15 protein-coding genes are annotated in these 18430 nt (G+C 35.7%); 12 read left to right on the top strand and 3 right to left on the bottom strand.

The annotated features are described in order from the left end of the window. Positions 1-63 precede the first annotated feature (63 nt). Positions 64-2538, top strand: coding sequence for a YhgE/Pip domain-containing protein (locus MHH98_RS03480; protein WP_051448807.1), 2475 nt, complete (start codon positions 64-66; stop codon positions 2536-2538). 205 nt (positions 2539-2743) lie between these two features. Here the strand turns inward: MHH98_RS03480 and yhfH are convergent, their stop codons facing one another. Next, positions 2744-2869 carry a protein YhfH gene (gene yhfH / locus MHH98_RS03485; protein WP_076034471.1) on the bottom strand — a complete coding sequence of 42 codons (126 nt, stop codon included), beginning with the start codon at positions 2867-2869 and terminating at the stop codon, positions 2744-2746. 139 nt (positions 2870-3008) lie between these two features. Here yhfH and MHH98_RS03490 point away from each other — a divergent pair, with 139 nt between their 5' ends. The 6 genes from MHH98_RS03490 (at position 3009) to MHH98_RS03515 (ending at position 10390) form a co-directional block, all read left to right on the top strand. Then, positions 3009-4001 (top strand): lipoate--protein ligase, encoded by a 993-nt coding sequence (locus MHH98_RS03490; RefSeq protein ID WP_340708631.1) that lies wholly within the window; start codon positions 3009-3011, stop codon positions 3999-4001. 55 nt (positions 4002-4056) lie between these two features. Further along, complete coding sequence (locus MHH98_RS03495) at positions 4057-4761, top strand: response regulator transcription factor (protein WP_038188939.1); 705 nt, start codon at positions 4057-4059, stop codon at positions 4759-4761. A 2-nt stretch (positions 4762-4763) separates the two neighbouring features. Next, a complete protein-coding gene (locus MHH98_RS03500; RefSeq protein WP_038188936.1) occupies positions 4764-5753 on the top strand; it encodes a sensor histidine kinase in 990 nt (329 codons plus the stop codon). A 205-nt stretch (positions 5754-5958) separates the two neighbouring features. Beyond that, complete coding sequence (locus MHH98_RS03505; RefSeq protein ID WP_038188932.1) at positions 5959-6732, top strand: ABC transporter ATP-binding protein; 774 nt, start codon at positions 5959-5961, stop codon at positions 6730-6732. After that, entirely contained in the window at positions 6698-8635 is a 1938-nt protein-coding gene (locus tag MHH98_RS03510; protein WP_327192202.1) for an ABC transporter permease, read from the top strand. Before MHH98_RS03505 ends, MHH98_RS03510 begins: the two co-directional genes overlap by 35 nt. A 201-nt stretch (positions 8636-8836) precedes the next feature. Beyond that, the gene (locus MHH98_RS03515) at positions 8837-10390 is read left to right on the top strand and encodes a fatty acid--CoA ligase family protein (protein WP_076034472.1); all 1554 of its coding nucleotides are present in this window, start codon (positions 8837-8839) and stop codon (positions 10388-10390) included. A gap of 34 nt (positions 10391-10424) precedes the next feature. Here MHH98_RS03515 and MHH98_RS03520 read toward each other — a convergent pair whose 3' ends face one another. Then, positions 10425-11780, bottom strand: coding sequence for an amino acid permease (locus MHH98_RS03520; RefSeq protein WP_038188924.1), 1356 nt, complete (start codon positions 11778-11780; stop codon positions 10425-10427). A 211-nt stretch (positions 11781-11991) separates the two neighbouring features. Between MHH98_RS03520 and MHH98_RS03525 the strand changes: the two genes are divergently transcribed. The 3 genes from MHH98_RS03525 (at position 11992) to MHH98_RS03535 (ending at position 15523) form a co-directional block, all read left to right on the top strand. Next, positions 11992-13968 (top strand): S9 family peptidase, encoded by a 1977-nt coding sequence (locus MHH98_RS03525; RefSeq protein ID WP_340712226.1) that lies wholly within the window; start codon positions 11992-11994, stop codon positions 13966-13968. A 282-nt stretch (positions 13969-14250) separates the two neighbouring features. Next, positions 14251-14892: a DedA family protein gene (locus MHH98_RS03530; protein WP_445684011.1), complete on the top strand. Its 642-nt coding sequence runs from the start codon at positions 14251-14253 to the stop codon at positions 14890-14892. Between the two features lie 160 nt (positions 14893-15052). Beyond that, the gene (locus tag MHH98_RS03535; protein ID WP_340709412.1) at positions 15053-15523 is read left to right on the top strand and encodes an S-ribosylhomocysteine lyase; all 471 of its coding nucleotides are present in this window, start codon (positions 15053-15055) and stop codon (positions 15521-15523) included. 38 nt (positions 15524-15561) lie between these two features. On the opposite strand, the gene MHH98_RS03540 is transcribed toward MHH98_RS03535, so the two are convergent. After that, on the bottom strand, positions 15562-16338 hold the full coding sequence (locus tag MHH98_RS03540; RefSeq protein WP_340712227.1) for an enoyl-CoA hydratase-related protein: 777 nt from the start codon (positions 16336-16338) through the stop codon (positions 15562-15564). Between the two features lie 269 nt (positions 16339-16607). Here MHH98_RS03540 and MHH98_RS03545 point away from each other — a divergent pair, with 269 nt between their 5' ends. Then, the gene (locus MHH98_RS03545) at positions 16608-17840 is read left to right on the top strand and encodes an EAL and HDOD domain-containing protein (RefSeq protein ID WP_038188910.1); all 1233 of its coding nucleotides are present in this window, start codon (positions 16608-16610) and stop codon (positions 17838-17840) included. A 251-nt stretch (positions 17841-18091) separates the two neighbouring features. Continuing rightward, a complete protein-coding gene (gene cccB / locus MHH98_RS03550; RefSeq protein WP_038188907.1) occupies positions 18092-18430 on the top strand; it encodes a cytochrome c551 in 339 nt (112 codons plus the stop codon).

Consider the following 18430-nt stretch of genomic DNA (forward strand, 5'->3'; position numbering starts at 1 on the left):
TTTTTTGAATAAAAATGACTGATTGAGAGATTCGGTCACACAGTTTTGTAGGAGGAATGAAGAATGATTAAGGCAGAGTTTGCGAAAATTCTCCGCACGAAAAAAATGCTGATTGCTATTATCGCAGTTCTTTTCGTTCCTGTACTTTATGCAGGTATGTTCCTATGGGCTTTCTGGGATCCATACGCACATTTACAGGATTTACCAGTTGCTCTTGTCAACAATGACGAAGGCGCTGAAATAGAAGGAGAAGAACAGCAATTAGGTAATGAGTTAGTCGATAATTTACGAGATAGTAAAGAATTTAAATTTGTTGAAGTATCTAAGGCAAAAGGAGAGGAAGGATTAAAGAATCGCGATTATTATATTTTAATTGAAATTCCTGAAAACTTCTCAGAAAATGCTGGTACTTTATTAGAAGATAATCCTGAACAAATGAAAATCATTTATCGACCAAATGAAGGATACAACTTCTTAGGTGGACAAATCGGTAATACAGCAATGGAGCTTGTGCGTGCTGAAGTAAATAAAAAAGTTTCTGCTACTTATGCTGAAACGCTATTTAATAATATTGCAAAATTAGGAGACGGTTTCGGTGAAGCAGCAGATGGTGCTGTAAAACTTGAAAAGGGCTCTAACAAATTAAAAGATGGTGCTAGTCAATTAAAAGACGGTATTGGAAGTGCAGCAGATGGTGCTACTCAATTAAATGATGGTGCTAAAACAGCAGCAAAAGGATCGACAGATTTAAAAAATGGTATTGATTCAGCAGCAGATGGTGCAGGTACTTTAAACCAAGGTGCTTTATCTTTAGCAAAAGGATCTGCAGATTTGAATGCAGGTATTCTATCTGCTAAAGACGGTTCAAGCCAATTACAATCTGGTTCAACAGAATTGAAAAAAGGTACCGAAACTTTAGTGCAAGGTTTAGAAGGAAATACAGCAAATATTAATGCACTAAACGACGGTGCACAAAAAGTAAATACAGGTGTCGGTACGTTAAGTGCAGGATTAGGTCAATTAGCACCAGGTGCACAAAATGTTTCTGCAGGAGTTACGCAACTTGTAGATAGTCTAGGTACTATGACTGAAAAAGTGCCAGCCTTGCAACAGGGCGTTAAGGATACAAAAGATGGAGCTGCTGGTTTAAATGCAGGATCACAAGTTTTAGCAGCGGATACAAAAGAGCTAGTTAATCAAATTAAGGCTATGAATATTTCTGAAGAACAAAAAAGTGCTTTACTTCAATCAGCAGGAAAGATCAATGCAACTGCTACTAAAGTCAGTGAAAATGCTGCTGCGTTAAGTGAGGGAACAGCACAACTAAATAATCAAGTTTCTACTATGAAAATACCTACGTCTGATAAGGCAGTAGAATTAAAACAAGGTGCAGCAACAGTTGCAGCTGGTTTAGATAAAATGAATAAAACAGTTAGTGGAGAATTAGCTCCTGGTACAAAACAATTAGCAGCAGGCACTAATCAATTGGCTTCTAATTGGAGTACATCAATTGCTGGCGCTAAAAAACTAGATGCTGGAGCAGGCCAATTACAAGTTGGCTTAACTGATCTAACTGGTGGTTTCAATAAATTACAATCAGGTTCATCACAATTAGCTGATGGTTCATCACAACTTGCAAATGGTACACAATCATTAACAAGTGGTATGGGTCAATTACAAGATGGTTCTAGTAAACTATCAACAGGTTTAGTCACATTAAGCGGTGGTACTACATCACTTATAACAGGCTTAGATAAACTACAAGATGGCTCAAGTCAATTAAAAGACGGAACATCTGAACTAAAAGATGGTTCTAACACATTACAAGGAAAATTAAAAGAAGCGAATGAACAAGCTGCTGAAGTAAGTGCAACGCAAAAAACTTATGACATGGTCGGTGAACCAGTAGCGGTTGAGAAACAAGAAATTAACGCAGTACCTAACTACGGTACAGGTTTCGCGCCATACTTCTTAGCACTTGGTCTATTTGTAGGTGCGCTATTAATCACAATCGTCTTCCCATTAGTTGAACCAGCGATAAAACCGATTAACGGTGTTTCATGGTTTACTAGTAAAGTAGCTGTTTTGGCAGTTGTTGGATTAATTCAATCATTGGCTGCTGTTGCGATAGTCGTTTGGGGTCTAAAACTTGAACCGGTTAATATGGGTGCGTTCATTTTAATGGCGATAGTTACAAGTTATACATTCCTATCATTAACTCAAATGTTAGTATCAATTTTCTCAGATCCAGGTCGTTTTGTAGCTATCCTAATCTTGATCCTACAATTGACAACTAGTGCAGGTACATTCCCATTAGAATTAGTGCCGAAACCATTGCACATTTTCAATACATTATTACCAATGACATACTCTGTCCAAGGATTTAAAGCTGCGATTTCTACTGGAGATATGAGCTTCTTCTGGACAAATGGAGGTATTCTAGTAGGTTTCATGGTTGTTTGCTTAGCCATTACTTTTGGATACTTTGCATTAATATTTAAAAAACGTCATTCAAATACTGATGCAGTAACTGAATAATATTGAAAAAGGTTAAAGAGCAATATGCTCTTTAACCTTTTTTTGTGAAGTATTTTATGTAAAAAGAAAAAACGAAGAGAGTGGTTCAGGCTCTCTTCGCTTTTCAAAAGTAAGCGATTTAATATAGGTTCATCTCTAAGGTTCAATTAGTGATGAATGTGAGCTATCAATCGAATGGGGAATTCGGTTGATCAATAATTAACGATTAAAGAGAATTGCAATGTTCACAAGTGTTTGAATAGCACTCGCTTTGTTCTTCTATTTTCTCACCGCATACAGTGCATTGTTTTGCGGGTAAATTTTTGAAAAATTCAACGACATTTTCTAACATTGTGTTTCGCCTCCTAAGTAATCTGTTATATTACTGTTTTGTTATTATGTATTGTATTATAACAGAGACATTTATGTCAATACAAAAACCTAATTTTAAGTTAAAATAATTGTTGAGACACGAAAGAGGAGTGAAATGAATGTTTTTTATAGATAATAAAGGTATTACAGATCCACGCATTAACTTAGCCATTGAGGAGTATGCGTTAAAAACGATGGATGTAGAGAAAGATTCTTTTTTACTGTTCTATATCAATCAACCCTCAATTATTATTGGTCGAAATCAAAATACAGTAGAAGAGATAAATACTGATTATGTTGAAGACAATGGCATTATCGTTGTACGTCGATTATCTGGTGGTGGTGCCGTGTATCATGATTTAGGAAATTTAAACTTCAGTTTCTTAACAAAAGATGACGGAGATAGCTTCCAAAACTTTAAAAAATTCACTCAGCCAGTAGTGGATGCATTACAAAAAATGGGTATTAACTCGGAATTATCAGGTCGTAATGATATTATGGCTGAAGGCCGTAAAATATCAGGTAACGCTCAATTTTCAACAAAAGGTCGTATGTTCAGTCATGGGACATTATTGTTTGATACAGAAATTGATGCAGTTGTTTCAGCGTTAAAAGTGAAAAAAGAGAAAATCGAATCAAAAGGAATCAAATCGATTCGATCACGTGTAGCGAATATTACAGAATTTATGAATGAACCAATGACAGTAGAAGAATTCCGCTTGGAAATCTTAAAATCAGTTTTCGGTGGCGAAGAGAATATACAATATTATGAGCTAACTGATGAAGACTGGGCTAATATCTACAAATTATCCGAAGAACGTTATCAACAATGGGATTGGAACTACGGTCAATCTCCAAAATTCAACCTACAACGCTCTCAACGTTTCCCTTCAGGAAGTATTGATGTGCGTTTGGAAGTGAAAAAAGGCGTTATGGAGGAAGTGCATATTTTCGGTGATTTCTTTGGCGTTGGTGATATGGCAGATGTAGAACAAGCATTAGTAGGGAAAAATTATGAACGCAATGTTATTGAGGAAGCACTAAATGCTATCGATGTACCAACATACTTTGGTGGTGTTACGAAAGAACAATTTATACAACTAATTTATTAATTAAATTTGACAGCATAATGTTTGAAATTGCGGTCAAGATGAAGGGGAGAGTGGAATGAATACTCATCGTATATTAATCGTAGAGGATGATTTGAAAATTGCTTCGTTACTTGCTGATACTTTGCGCAAATATCATTATGAAGTAAAAACTGTAGAATCTTTTGATAGCATCCTTGAAGAGTTTACGGCGTTCGATCCTCATCTTGTTTTGCTTGATATTAATTTACCTTCTTATGATGGATATTATTGGTGTCGTCAGCTTAGACAGTTGACGACTTGTCCAATTATTTTTATATCAGCTCGTTCAGGCGAAATGGACCAAATTTTTGCACTTGAAAATGGTGGAGATGATTTCATTACGAAACCGTTCCATTACGAAATCGTGCTAGCAAAAATAAAGAGTCATTTACGTCGGTCATATGGAGAATATGCTACTAAGCAAGAAGAGAGAACTGTAAAACAAGGTCAGCTGCATCTATTTTTAGAACGTATGGAATTGCATACAAAACAAGCTCAAATTCCATTACAAAAAAAAGAATGTGTAATTCTAGAATTGTTGATGGGACAAGCTCCTAAAGTTGTTTCTCGAGAGCAGTTACTAGAAGAGCTGTGGGACGATCAAGCATTTGTAGATGAGAATACGTTAAATGTGAACATGACACGTGTACGAAAGAAGTTGTCAGATTATGAAGTTCAGTCGACGATTGAAACAGTTAGAGGCGCGGGATATAGGTTTGTATTACACTCAGAGGAGTCTTAATAATGCCGAATGTCAGATTATTTCTGAAGGATAATATTACATTAGTCTTTTTTGAAGTGCTATTAGTGTTATTTATTTTAGTGTTATATTGGCTAGACGGCTTCCGAAATGTAGATACAGCAGTGTATTCCATTGTGATTACATTAATATTAACGTTCACATATTTAGCGACTCGTTATATTATGCGTCAATCTTTCTATAAAAAGATATCTGTTAAGCCTAGAGCAATGGAAGATGCATTACAAAAAAATGCAAAAACACCAGAGCATTTGCAAACAGAGATTTTCATCCATACACTTTATAAAATATATCAACTAGAAGTACAGGCTTTATATGCAAAACAAAATCGACATTTACAATTCATGAATCAATGGGTACATCAAATGAAAACACCTCTTGCTGTATTAGAATTACTATTGCAAGAAGATGGTGAATTAGATAAGAAGAGTGTGCAAGAAGAAGTTGATCGTATGAAACGTAGTCTTGAAACAGTATTGATGAATGCGAGAATCGATACGTTTGAAGAGGATATGAAAATCGAACAGGTTGAACTTCGTCAAATGGTGATTGAGGCAGTTAATGAGCATAAACGGTTATTTATTGCGCATCGTGTTTATCCTGATATTGCGATAGATGAAAAACTTATGGTTCCAACTGATTCAAAATGGATGAAATTTATTATTGGTCAATTTATTACAAATGCAGTTAAATATACGTTTGAAGAGGGTAAAAAAATATATTTATCCACGGAAGTGGTAGAAAACCATATTGAACTGACAATTAGAGATGAAGGAATAGGTATACCTTCATCAGATTTGAAGCGTGTAACACGTGCATTTTTTACAGGTGAGAATGGACGTAAAACAGGTGAATCAACAGGAATGGGTTTGTATTTAGCCCAAGAGGTTTGTGATAAATTGGGACACCAGTTATTAATCGAATCTGAGGTTGGGAAAGGGACGAAGATGAAGGTTTTGTTTAACCGTTCGTAGGGCGTTTTCAGTATTTCAAAGGGTTCGGCTTCGGACGCCAGTTGCTCGAGTCCTCGGCATAAGACTGATATAGCGTCTTGTATTCGAGCCTTCCACGCTTGGCGCGCGCCAAAGGGTGTGGATCACGTAACCGTTGTGTCAGGACGACACGAACTTTGGTTACGGAAGGGAGCCGGCCACATTTCATAGAAGGCGAGGTGGATTTGTGTCTATCTTGAAAATTGATGAAGTTACAAAAGTTTATGAAGGAAAAGTTACGCATCGAGCGCTTAATCAGCTGAGTTTTGAAGTAGAGAAAGGCGAATTTTTGGCTGTCATGGGTCCTTCAGGCAGCGGCAAAACGACGTTGTTAAATGTTGTCTCAACGATAGATACACCTACGTCAGGTGAAATCACCGTAGATGGCATTAAGCCTCATGAGTTGAAAAAAAACGAACTGGCTTATTTTCGACGTCGTCAACTTGGCTTCGTGTTTCAAGATTTCAACTTATTACAGATGCTAACGGTTGAGGAGAATATGGTATTACCTTTGACTTTGGATAATATGGATGTTGAGCTAATGGAAGAGCGGGTGCAGAATGTATCCAAGCAGTTAGGCATTCAGTCTATTTTAGAGAAACGTCCAAACGAAATTTCTGGTGGACAAGCCCAAAAGACGGCAATTGGACGAGCTCTTATTCATAAACCATCTCTAATTTTAGCAGATGAACCAACTGGAAATTTAGATTCCAATTCTTCAAGAGATGTGTTAGAGCTGTTAGGCAGAATAAATAAAAAAGAGGGTACGACAATCGTAATGGTGACGCATGATCCAATTGCAGCAAGTTATTGTGATCGTGTGTTATTTATCAAAGATGGTGAGTATTTCAATGAAATCTATAAAGATGATCATCGTCAGACATTTTTCCAAGGAATTTTGAATGTGCTCAGTCTATTGGGAGGTCATGTCGGTGACTTTTCGACAGTTCGCCTACCGTAATGTTATAAGAAATTATCGAGTTTATGCAGCGTTTTTTATGTCGAGCGTATCGTCAGTTATGGTGTTTTTTATTTACTCGATGCTTATGTTTCATCCGAAGGTAGAGGATGAGTTTCTACGGGAAATTGCGTTCCAAGGAATGTTTATCGCTGAAGTCATTTTAGTGCTATTTATGATGTTCTTTTTATTCTACTCGATGCGTGCATTTCTTCAGGCACGTTCCAAGGAATTTGGTTTACTCATGCATCTAGGAATGGAAAAACGTCAGCTAAATAAGTTGGTATTACTTGAGACGATAATTATTGGAGTAACTTCCATTATTCTAGGGATTGTATTTGGTTATGCCTTTGCGAAATTCTTTTTTATGATTGTTCGTGAAATATTACAAATTGATAGCCTTCCTTTGTATTTTTCTTGGGAGCCATTTGCATTAACAATTGGAACGTTTACAAGTTTATTTGTAATCATTACGTTTGTTAGTGTGATGTTCATACGAGATCGTGATGTTATCGATTTACTAAAAGGTTACTGGGGTAATGAACAGACAGCTTCTTATTCAAAATGGCGAGCTATTTTAGGTGTGTTGATATTAATTCTTTCTTATGTGCTAGCTTCATTAACGACACAAGAACGGTTAATGGTTTTATCAGCAATATTACCACCTTTAGCAAGTTTGGGGACGTATTTGTTTTTCACGGATACACTGCAGTGGCTTATGTCTTTTGTACGTGCTCGAAAGAAAATGTATTGGCATAAGTATCGTTTAATAACTGTTTCGGAAGTGTCTGTTATTATGCGAGAAAATGCGCGTATGTTTTTTATCTCTTGCATGGTTTCCACCTTGGCTTTTTTAGCTATGGGTACTCTAATCTCTATGTCGACATTTACTCATCAGTTTCATCGGCTAAATCCATTAGGCCTCGTCTATTCCAGTAAAATAGACAACCCTTATGAAGAAGCACATATTAATGGTTTGACGAAAGAATTAGAAGCTAAAGGACTTTCTTATCATTTAAATAAGTTTACTGTTAAACGTCAAACATCTTCTAATACTCAACAACCGGTAAAAATTATTCGACAATCAGATATTAATCGACTGGCACTTGTATTTGGTTATCCTGTTGTCAATTTGGATCAAGGGGAGGCCATCTTTTTAGCTTACTCTGAGAAGTCTCTGGAAGAATTAAAGAACAAAAAGGTCAGGACAGTTTTACAAGAAAATAGTATTCCACTCTACATCAATTCAGTTTATCCACGTGTTCTTTTTTCCCCTACTGAGCTTGGAACGAATGTCATTGTGATAAATGATGATGATTTCAATTTAATTGATGAAGCAATGGTTGGAGCAAATGCCGAACAGTCCACAAATCACTTGTATGTATTTCATGTACCACAGTGGACAGCTACTAAGAACATTGGAGTAGAGTTAGATGCGATGGTGACAGATGCTTACCTGAATAATCATCAAGGAGAATTACCATTTTACTTTGAGAATTCCGGCTTAGATTATTCATTCATTCGTTCGACTTTTGCATTGTTATTGTTTATTGGCTTATTGGCAGCTTCTGTGTTTTTCTTAGCATCTGGTAGTTTTATTTACTTTAAGTTATATACGGGTTTAGAGCGAGATAAGCAGCAATTTAATGCACTCAGGAGAATGGGGATTACGGAAAGAGAACTACGGAAAATTGTGAATAGACAGTTGATACCACAGTTCTTTTTACCTTGGGGTCTAGCAATGTTGCACAGTACATTTGCATTTATGTCATTACAGGCATTTTGGATAGGTATTGCAGAGCTTTCAATATTGAGGGAAATATTAATCGTTTTAATAGCTATCACTTGTGTTCAATTTTTATATTTCTATTTAATTCGCTGGCGTTATTTATCCCATATTCGCTAATGCTAATTACCTCTAATGTTATAGAACTACGCAAGTCTATCAATTACCTCTGGTGATTGATAGGCTTTTTTGGTGGTGAAAATTCTAAATACTACTTTTCGCTAAAATTAGCTGTTTGTTGTTTTATTTTGTAAATTTTTATATAATGAAGACAGAAATGAATGACTATTCATTCTATTCTAACAAAGGGGAGATGAGTATATGAATTTAGTTTCGGCAGTTCATAAAACATCAAAAGAGCAACCAGAAAAGATTGCGTATCATTTTATGGGGAAAGATACGAATTATGGTGAATTTGAAGAATCAGTTGCACGCTTTGCTTCAGCTTTAAAGGGATTAGGGGTAGGAAATGGGGATCATGTTGCGTTTTTACTTGGCAATACACCTCATTTTTTAATTTCTTTATATGCAACAATGCGCGTAGGGGCAACTGTAATTCCGATTAATCCAATTTACACACCAGATGAGATTACGTATATTGTACGTAATGGAGATGCAAAAGTAGTTATTGCATTAGATTCTTTATTGCCATTAGTTAAAGTAGGCGTAACTGCATTTCCGAATGTAGAAGCATTCATTGTATGTGAAACTGCTCCTGAAACAGCAGCTAAGTTGACAGAGTTAGAAAGCCCTGTAAAAGAAAAAGTAAGATCATTTTCAATGTTGCTTGCTTCATCTTCAGCAGATTTTGAACCTACAGAATTAAATCCAGAAGATACAGCTATTATTTTGTATACTTCGGGAACGACAGGACAACCCAAGGGTGCTATGTTAACACATAAAAACCTTTTTTCAAATGCGCGTGATGTAGCGGAGTATTTGACTATTTCTCCTGAAGATCGTGTGATTACGGCTTTACCGGTCTTTCATGTGTTTGCCCTTACGGTAGTAGTGAATGCACCACTATTAAATGCGGCAACATTATTGATTGTACCTAGGTTCAGTCCAAAAGATGTATTCGAAATTGCAAGAGAGCATAAGGCTACTGTTTTTGCGGGAGTACCAACAATGTACAATTTCTTATATCAATTCCCAAACGGTAATCCAGAAGATTTCTCATCAATTCGTTTAGCTATATCTGGAGGTTCTTCTTTACCGGTAGCATTGCTACATAACTTTGAAGACAAGTTTAACGTGAATATTTCCGAAGGCTATGGCTTATCTGAGGCATCACCAGTAACAAGTTTTAACCCACTAGATCGTGAGAGAAAGCCTGGTTCAATTGGTACCAACATCGTCAATGTAGAAAACAAAGTATTCAACCAATTAGGAGAGGAATTACCTGTTGGTGAAGTAGGCGAACTTGTTGTCAAAGGTCCTAATGTGATGAAAGGCTATTATAAAATGCCAGAAGAAACAGCAGTAACTATTCGTGATGGTTGGTTATATACAGGAGACCTTGCGAAAATGGACGAGGAAGGTTACTTCTATATTGTTGATCGAAAGAAAGATATGATCATAGTCGGTGGCTATAATGTCTATCCGCGTGAGGTGGAAGAAGTACTATATGCACACCCAGGTATCGTGGAAGCTGCAGTAATAGGTTTACCGGATCTCAATTTTGGTGAAGAAGTCTTTGCGTATGTGGTGTTGAAAGACCCGAATCTAACTACTGAAGATATCTATGAATATTGTCAAGAAAAGCTAGTGAAATATAAAATACCAAAGCAAATTGAAATTATTGAAGAGCTACCTAAAAATACGACGGGGAAAATTTTGCGTCGTTCTTTGAAGGAACATGCTCTAAATAAATAATAAAAAGGAGATGCCTATAAGGCATCTCCTTTCTTTACTTTTTATTTTTATAAATTACCTGATACATAATATAGACAAATAAAATCCATATCGGACCGACAATAAGTGCGATTCGAGTATCTGGGAAGTAAGCCATTAAAATCATGACGAGTGATAAAAAGGCAAGAGCTAAATATGGTCCGACTGGATACATAAATGCTTTATATTTTAGTTTAGATACTTGTGCTTTTGATAATGATTTCCGGAATTTTAATTGAGTAATTAAAATAATTGCCCATGTCCAGATGGCTCCGAAAGTAGATATACTAGTCACCCATACGAATACTTTTTCAGCGACAAAATAGTTCAGCGCCACACCGATTAATAATACGAATGCAGATGCCATAATGGCTGTAGCCGGTACGCCACCTTTACTAATTTTCGCAAATAATTTTGGTGCTTGTTTTTGTTCAGCCAAGTTAAATAGCATACGGCCAGTACTGAAAATACCACCATTACAGCTAGATAATGCGGCTGTTAAAACAACAAAGTTAATAATCCCTGCAGCATAACGTAAACCAATTTTATCAAACATTAAAACGAACGGACTACCTGTAGAGCCTACTTCGTTCCATGGATAAATCGACATGATTACAAGTAATGCACCTACGTAGAATAATAAAATACGCCAAAGAACAGTATCGATTGCTTTAGGAATAACTTTTTCAGGGTTTTTAGCTTCACCAGCCGTAATCCCGATCATTTCGATACCTAGATAAGCGAACATTACTATTGGTAAGGACATGAAAACACCTTGTATACCATTCGGGAAAAATCCACCATGGCTCCATAAATTACTAAAGCCAACAGCAATACCACCATTGCCAATACCAAATAAAATAACACCTAATCCAAGTACAATCATTGAAATAATGGCAAGGATTTTAATGAGTGCAAACCAAAATTCAAATTCACCATAAGCTTTTACAGCAATTAAATTTACCATAACCATGACAATTAACGCTGCTAAAGCCCATAACCATTTTGGAGAATCTGGGAACCAAAGTTGCATATACACGCCAACTGCTGTAATTTCTGCCATACAAGTAACAATCCACAAGAACCAATAGTTCCAGCCTGTTATAAATCCAGCTAGAGGACCTAAATAATCTCTAGCATAGCGACTAAATGAACCGGCAACTGGATTGTTTACGGCCATTTCGCCAAGCGAACGCATAATAATGAAAATAACAGCGCCACCAAGTGCATAAGCAATTAAAATAGCTGGTCCAGCTAATTTTATTGCTCCTGCAGAACCTAAAAATAGACCGACTCCTATGGCGGCACCGAGCGACATCAACGTAATGTGTCGTTGCTCCAACCCACGTTGGAGCTCTGGTTTCTTGTTCATAATGTAAGACTCCTTCGATGCTAATGATAACTCCCCTATATTATCATAAAATTTAATGAATAAAAATCCAGACGCCATGGTAATAAGAAAAAATATGTAAACTCTTTGTCTTTATAAGTAATTTATGGTTACAATACATATATATGTTTGATTAATGCAAATATATTGAAAATTAAAGAGGTTTTCATATAAATGAAAGGGGAGTTTTTTTATGTCAAAGCGTTTATTGAAAGCAGAGGATTTATATGTCTTGCACTCTATCACAAATCCACAATTATCTCCAAGTGGTGAAGAGGCAGTTTTTGTTCGTACAAGTATTGATGAAGAAAAAAACAAATATATAGCGCATTTATTTCATTTAGATATTAAAAGTGGAGCAGTAACGCAGTGGTCGTATGGGGAAGATCGTATTTCATCGCCCACTTGGTCAGCGGATGGGCGAAATGTTGCATTTTTATCGAATCGCAATGAAAAAAATCAAATTTACATTATTTCTAAACATGGTGGAGAGGCGCGTCAGCTTACAACATTAGAAAATGGTGTTTCACAATTCAAATGGTCACCGTGCGGTCAGAGTATTTGGTTTAGTGGCCGACTTAAGGAAGGTAAAAACTTCTCAGATGTAGCTGAAAAAGAAGAAAAGAAAAAGCCAACTGCTTATGTAGTAGAAGGTATGAAATATAAAGCTGATAGTATAGGGTTACTACCTCAAGATAGTTATAATCATATTGGTAAAATTGAAGTAGCATCTGCTGATATTGAATTGTTTACTGAAGGCAATCATAATTACAGCATTGAAGCAGTATCCCATGATGGTAAAAAGTTAGTTTTATCAGTGAATCGTGCAGAAAATAAAGATTTTGATTTCAGTCGGCACCTGCTATTAGTTGATATTGAAACAAAGGAAGAGACGACCATTCTAAATGAAGAAGGTTCTTATGGAGATGCATATTTTTCATATGATGATCGGTACATAGCATTTTATGGTGGTAATCATTCATACAAAAACGCGACACATGGTGCAATTTATATTTACGATACAGAAGAGCAGTATTATAGAAACTTAACTGAAGGTTTTGATGCGCCAATTGGAGATCTTGCTGTTGCGGATCATCAGCAAGGAGCTACTGCACCAACTGTTGTGTGGACGAAAGCGAATGACCTTTATTTCCAAGTCTCTACTATGGGAGATATTCGAGTATATTATGCAACATTGGATGGTGCGATTTATCCAGCAAGTCCTGAAAATGAACATGTTTATGGCTACGATGTTGAGCGTGATGGTTCGTTCGCGCTGTTAGCGATTAGCAATCCTATAATGCCAGGTGAACTTTTTAAATATGATGTGACTACAGGTGAAAGACAGCAAATGACTCATTTCAATGATGCTTTTGTGAACGAGGTTGAACTTGTTCAACCTGAAGCAATTTCTTATAAAAGTTCAGATGGATTTAATGTATACGGTTGGTTGATGAAGCCAGCTCAGTATGTAGAAGGTAATAAATATCCACTGATCGTTGAAATTCATGGTGGACCGCATGCGATGTATGCTAATACATTTTTCCATGAGTTGCAGTTGCTTGCAGCGCAAGGTTATGGCGTCCTTTATGTAAATCCAAGAGGAAGCCACGGTTATAGCCAAGAATTTGTAGATGCCGTACGTGGTGACTATGGTGGTGGAGATTATGCAGACATTATGGCTGGATTAGATGCAGTTATTGCGGATCAGGATTGGATTGATACAGATCGACTTGGAGTTACTGGTGGTAGCTACGGTGGTTTTATGACAAACTGGATTGTAGGTCATACAAATCGCTTTAAGGCAGCTGTTACACAGCGCTCAATCTCGAACTGGATTAGCTTCTTTGGTGTATCAGATATTGGTTACTATTTCAGTGATTGGCAAATCGGTACAGATATGAAAGATGTAGAAAAGCTTTGGCAACATTCACCGCTTAAATATGCAGAAAATGTGGAGACGCCATTATTAATCTTGCATAGTGAAAAGGATTTCCGTTGTCCAATAGAACAAGCAGAACAACTGTATATTACGTTAAAGTCTATGGGGAAGGAAACCCAGTTTGTGAGATTCCCAGACGCAGATCATAACTTATCTCGAGCAGGATTACCGAATCTACGTATAGAAAGACTTGAGCAAATTACAGGCTGGTTCGAGAAATATTTATAATATTAACTTTTTAGGGATATATTGGATTTGATGAAAAGTCTACAAAGTAAGAATACGGGGTAGTAATTTCTATAAACTAAGTTGTTATGAGTACATTACTTAAAGTAAACAAATAACTTCATAACGAGTGCATAATAAATATAAAAGTTCCGCACGATTTGCGGAACTTTTTATATTTCACAACGTTTATTAAAAGCATACATATTTATAAATCCGTGACAGTATAGTGAGAAAACAGTATGATAAACAAGTGAGAAAAAAAGATTGTGAGTGAATTGAATGATTGAACTTATACAGAACTTATTTAGCTTTATAATGCATATTGATCAACATCTCGTTGAAATAATTCAACAATTTGGTGTTTGGTCATATGGTATTATCTTTTCCATTGTTTTTGTAGAAACGGGTGTTGTAATATTCCCGTTCTTACCAGGTGATTCATTACTATTTGCGAGCGGAGCATTTGCTGCACTTGGAGCATTTAATTTACCGATTCTTCTTTTAGTGTTTTTCGTGGCAGCTGTATTTGGAGATTCGGTAAACTATGAGATTGGACAAAAAGTTGGAACGGCTATTTCACCTAAGAGCTTTTTAGGACGTATTATTAATCAAGACCGTATGCAAAAAGCACAGGATTTCTTTAATAAGCATGGTGGGAAAACGATTATCTTCGCTCGTTTCATGCCATTTATTCGAACGTTCATCCCATTTGTAGCCGGTGCTAGCCGAATGCATTATCGTCAATTTATAATGTATAACATTATAGGTGCATTCTTATGGGTAGGTATTTGTACATTAGCAGGTTACTTCTTTGGTAATATCCCAATAGTTAAAGACAACTTCTCAAAAGTAATATTAATTATTATTTTTGTTTCAGTTTTACCAGCAATCATTGGTTTATTGAAATCCAGAGTAAAGAAATAAATAATAGTAATAGTAGTAGAACACTTTAGTTAATTGGCTAAAGTGTTTTTTTATGAAAACCAATTAAAATAGTAAGAATTGTTGGAATTTTTAATGAAAAAGTATTTGGAAGATGGTAATATTGATTTATCTAGAAGACTAATAGTTAAAGGAGTTTGATATCATGGAGAAAATGAATGTTGAAAGCTTTAATTTAGACCATACAAAAGTCGTCGCACCATTTGTTCGATTAGCGGGGCTTAAAAAAGGTGTAAATGGTGATGAAGTTTATAAATATGATATTCGATTTAAACAACCAAACAAAGAGCATATGGAAATGCCGGCGTTGCATTCAATAGAGCATTTAATGGCTGAGAACATTCGTAATCATACGGACCATGTTGTCGACCTTAGTCCAATGGGATGCCAAACGGGCTTTTATTTATCAATGATTAATCATAATAACTTTGATGAGGTACTAGATATTTTAGATAAAACTTTTAATGATGTCTTGGTAGCAACAGAAGTACCAGCATGCAACGAAGTACAATGCGGTTGGGCTGCGAGTCATAGTTTAGAAGGTGCGAAGGAGCTTGCAAAAGAAATGCTAGCGAAACGTGATGAGTGGACACAAATTTTCATAGAAGAATAAACAGAAAGAGGCTGCATATACTAGCAGCCTCTTTATTATTATTTTCCTGTAAAATTGGGTTTTCGTTTTTCAGAGAATGCATTGAGTGCTTCAATACGATCTTCAGTAGGAATGGTAATTTCATATGCTTTTCGCTCAATATGAAGACCTGTTTGTAAGTCGGTATTCATCCCATGCTTGATAGCAAATTTTGCTTGTTGTAATGCAATTGGACCGTTAGCTAGCATTAACTCTGCGAAGGCGATTGTTTTTGCAAGAAGTTCTTCACGCTTTTCGACTTTAGTCAGAAGACCGTATGCTAGAGCTTCTTTAGACTGTAATCTTTTTGCAGTTAAAATCAGTTCTAATGCTTTTGCTTCTCCTATGAGTCTAGGAAGTCGTTGAGTTCCACCAGCCCCTGGAATTATACCAAGGCTCGTTTCTGTTAGGCCGAGTGAAATATCATCTGCGGCAAAACGGAAGTCACATGCTAATGCTAATTCGGTACCCCCACCGAAAGCATAGCCATTAATCATTGCAATAGTCGGTTGTGGTAAGTTTTCAATAGCTGAAAAAACCTCACCTATCTTATAAAGATTACGTTTTACACGTTGCACAGTTAATGTTTTTCGTTCTTTCAAGTCAGCACCTACACTAAAAGCTTTATCACCTGCGCCTGTAAAAATGACTACACGAATATCGGGATTAATACGAATAGATTCAACAACTTGTCCTAATTCAGCTAGTAAATCATAATTGAACGCATTCATAGCCAGTGGTCTATTCAATGTTACAAATGCCAAATGCTCCTGTTGTTTATAAATAAGTGTATCCAATAGAAATTCCCCCTTATAGTGAAAAAATTACTCCCAAATAAACGATAGCATGTCTATGATTTTTCGTCATCTTTGAATTATCATTTCCAGCTATTAACCTTTACTTATTTTATTTATATTTCCAATAAAACGAATAATTTCATTATAAAATACGTATCTTTTTGGAATTAAAGGTAAAATTAAAGGATGAAAGTAATGTGTTGAACTAAATACTTTAAGTAAAATTGCTGATATAATGAAATGGAAATAGATTTTAAAGGAGAAACCATATGGAAGTATTTATTGGTCGTCAACCTATATTTAATAAGCAAAAGCAAGTTTTCGCATATGAATTATTATATCGAAACGGGGCTGTCATGAACGAGTTTCCAGCTATTGATTCGGATAAGGCAACTGTCGAAGTACTGATCAATTCATTATTTTCAATTGGTTTTGATGAGCTTACAAATGGCAAACCATGCTTTATAAACTTTACTGAAAACCTTTTAATGAGTAACATATTTGATCATTTACAACCAGATCAAGTAGTAATAGAAATTTTGGAAGATGTTCCCATTACAGAGAAACTGGTGAAGAAAATCAAGCAATTAAAAAGTCAAGGCTATAAAATTGCTCTTGATGATTTTGAATTGCAAAAAGATGTGACATTATATAATGAATTATTTACATATACCGATTACATAAAAGTAGACTTTCTTCTTACTTCAGAAGAGGAGAGAAAAGAGATAGAGAAGCGCATTAGAAATGATTTCCCCAAAATCATTTTATTAGCTGAAAAGGTAGAGACACTTTCACAATGTCAGATAGCAAAAGATAATGGATATCAACTTTTTCAAGGTTATTTCTTCAAACAACCTCAAATTATCCGAGGTAATGATATTCCAACCAATGTATTACAATATTATCGTGTGATTTCTTTATTACGTGGGAAAGATCCGGATATAGATGATATTACTAAGCAAATTGAGCATGACGTCGCGATGTCATTCAAGTTGTTAAAATTAATCAACTCATCATCTAAACGTAGAAAATCCAAAATTCGTTCAATTAAACAAGCTATTTTATTATTAGGCTTAGCGGATTTACGTAAATGGATATATATTTTAGCGTATCGTGAATCGCAGAAGGATGCCGAGGCAGATATGTATGATGAGCTGATGAAGGCGTCATTATGTAGAGCGAAAATTTGCGAAATGTTAGCCCGTTTTAAACATAAAGAGAATTATTCCGAATATTTTTTAGTTGGAATGTTTTCATTAATTGACGCAATTTTGCAGAGATCTATGAACAGTATTTTATTGCAACTTCCTTTATCAGATAATATTATTGAAACCATTTTAGAAGGTGAAACAGAGATGGCACCATATTTACAAATGGCTATTGCCTTGGATAAGCTAAATTGGGATAAAGTTGCAGAATTAGCGGTTGAAATAGGGATTAGAGGAAAAGATTTATATGCTATATACCAAGAAGCAAATAAATGGTCAGATAATATTCTTTAATGTGAACGAGACAAGTGTGTTAAGAAAAGATGCAACAGTAAAATGAAGATTAAAACAGTTGAATAAGCTTTTTATTTTGGGGAATGCTGAAATAGTGAAATTCACAAAGATGAAACAACTAGACGAAAGCATTGCTGTCTATGTGTTTACAGAGCTTTTTAACGGGTATACCTGTTTGTGTAAGGTTTTAAAAACGTTTTTATTCGGTATAATTAATCTGTAAGCAATACAATGAATGAGGAGGTCTTCAAATGAAAAAAACTCTACTTGCTATGCTATTCGGTTCGGCCCTTGTACTTGGTGCATGTGGTGGTAACGATAAAGCAAAAGAAGAAACTACAAATGAAAAAAATGGTTCGGAAACAGCAGCCGTTGATGCACAACAAATTATCCAATCAAAATGTATTTCTTGTCACGGTGAAAATCTTGAAGGACAAGGTAATTTCCCTAACATTTCAAAAATTGGTGCTACGCTTTCCAAAAAAGAAATTTTAGATGTAATTAATAACGGTAAAAATGGAATGCCTGGGGGACTCATAACAGGTGACGATGCTGATGCAGTAGCTCAATGGTTATCTAAACAAAAATAA

The sequence above is a fragment of the Viridibacillus sp. FSL H8-0110 genome (genome assembly GCF_038003565.1).
In the GTDB taxonomy this organism is placed as follows: Bacteria; Bacillota; Bacilli; order Bacillales_A; family Planococcaceae; genus Viridibacillus; species Viridibacillus arenosi.

Bases quoted from the DNA above. Each gene is read 5' to 3' on its own strand.
- MHH98_RS03525 (WP_340712226.1), top strand. From the start codon at position 11,992: ATGTCAAAGCGTTTATTGAAAGCAGAGGATTTATATGTCTTGCACTCT.
- MHH98_RS03515 (WP_076034472.1), top strand. From the start codon at position 8,837: ATGAATTTAGTTTCGGCAGTTCATAAAACATCAAAAGAGCAACCAGAA.
- MHH98_RS03500 (WP_038188936.1), top strand. From the start codon at position 4,764: ATGCCGAATGTCAGATTATTTCTGAAGGATAATATTACATTAGTCTTT.
- MHH98_RS03520 (WP_038188924.1), bottom strand. From the start codon at position 11,780: ATGAACAAGAAACCAGAGCTCCAACGTGGGTTGGAGCAACGACACATT.
- yhfH (WP_076034471.1), bottom strand. From the start codon at position 2,869: ATGTTAGAAAATGTCGTTGAATTTTTCAAAAATTTACCCGCAAAACAA.
- MHH98_RS03545 (WP_038188910.1), top strand. From the start codon at position 16,608: ATGGAAGTATTTATTGGTCGTCAACCTATATTTAATAAGCAAAAGCAA.
- MHH98_RS03480 (WP_051448807.1), top strand. From the start codon at position 64: ATGATTAAGGCAGAGTTTGCGAAAATTCTCCGCACGAAAAAAATGCTG.
- MHH98_RS03495 (WP_038188939.1), top strand. From the start codon at position 4,057: ATGAATACTCATCGTATATTAATCGTAGAGGATGATTTGAAAATTGCT.
- MHH98_RS03490 (WP_340708631.1), top strand. From the start codon at position 3,009: ATGTTTTTTATAGATAATAAAGGTATTACAGATCCACGCATTAACTTA.
- MHH98_RS03510 (WP_327192202.1), top strand. From the start codon at position 6,698: ATGTCGGTGACTTTTCGACAGTTCGCCTACCGTAATGTTATAAGAAAT.
- cccB (WP_038188907.1), top strand. From the start codon at position 18,092: ATGAAAAAAACTCTACTTGCTATGCTATTCGGTTCGGCCCTTGTACTT.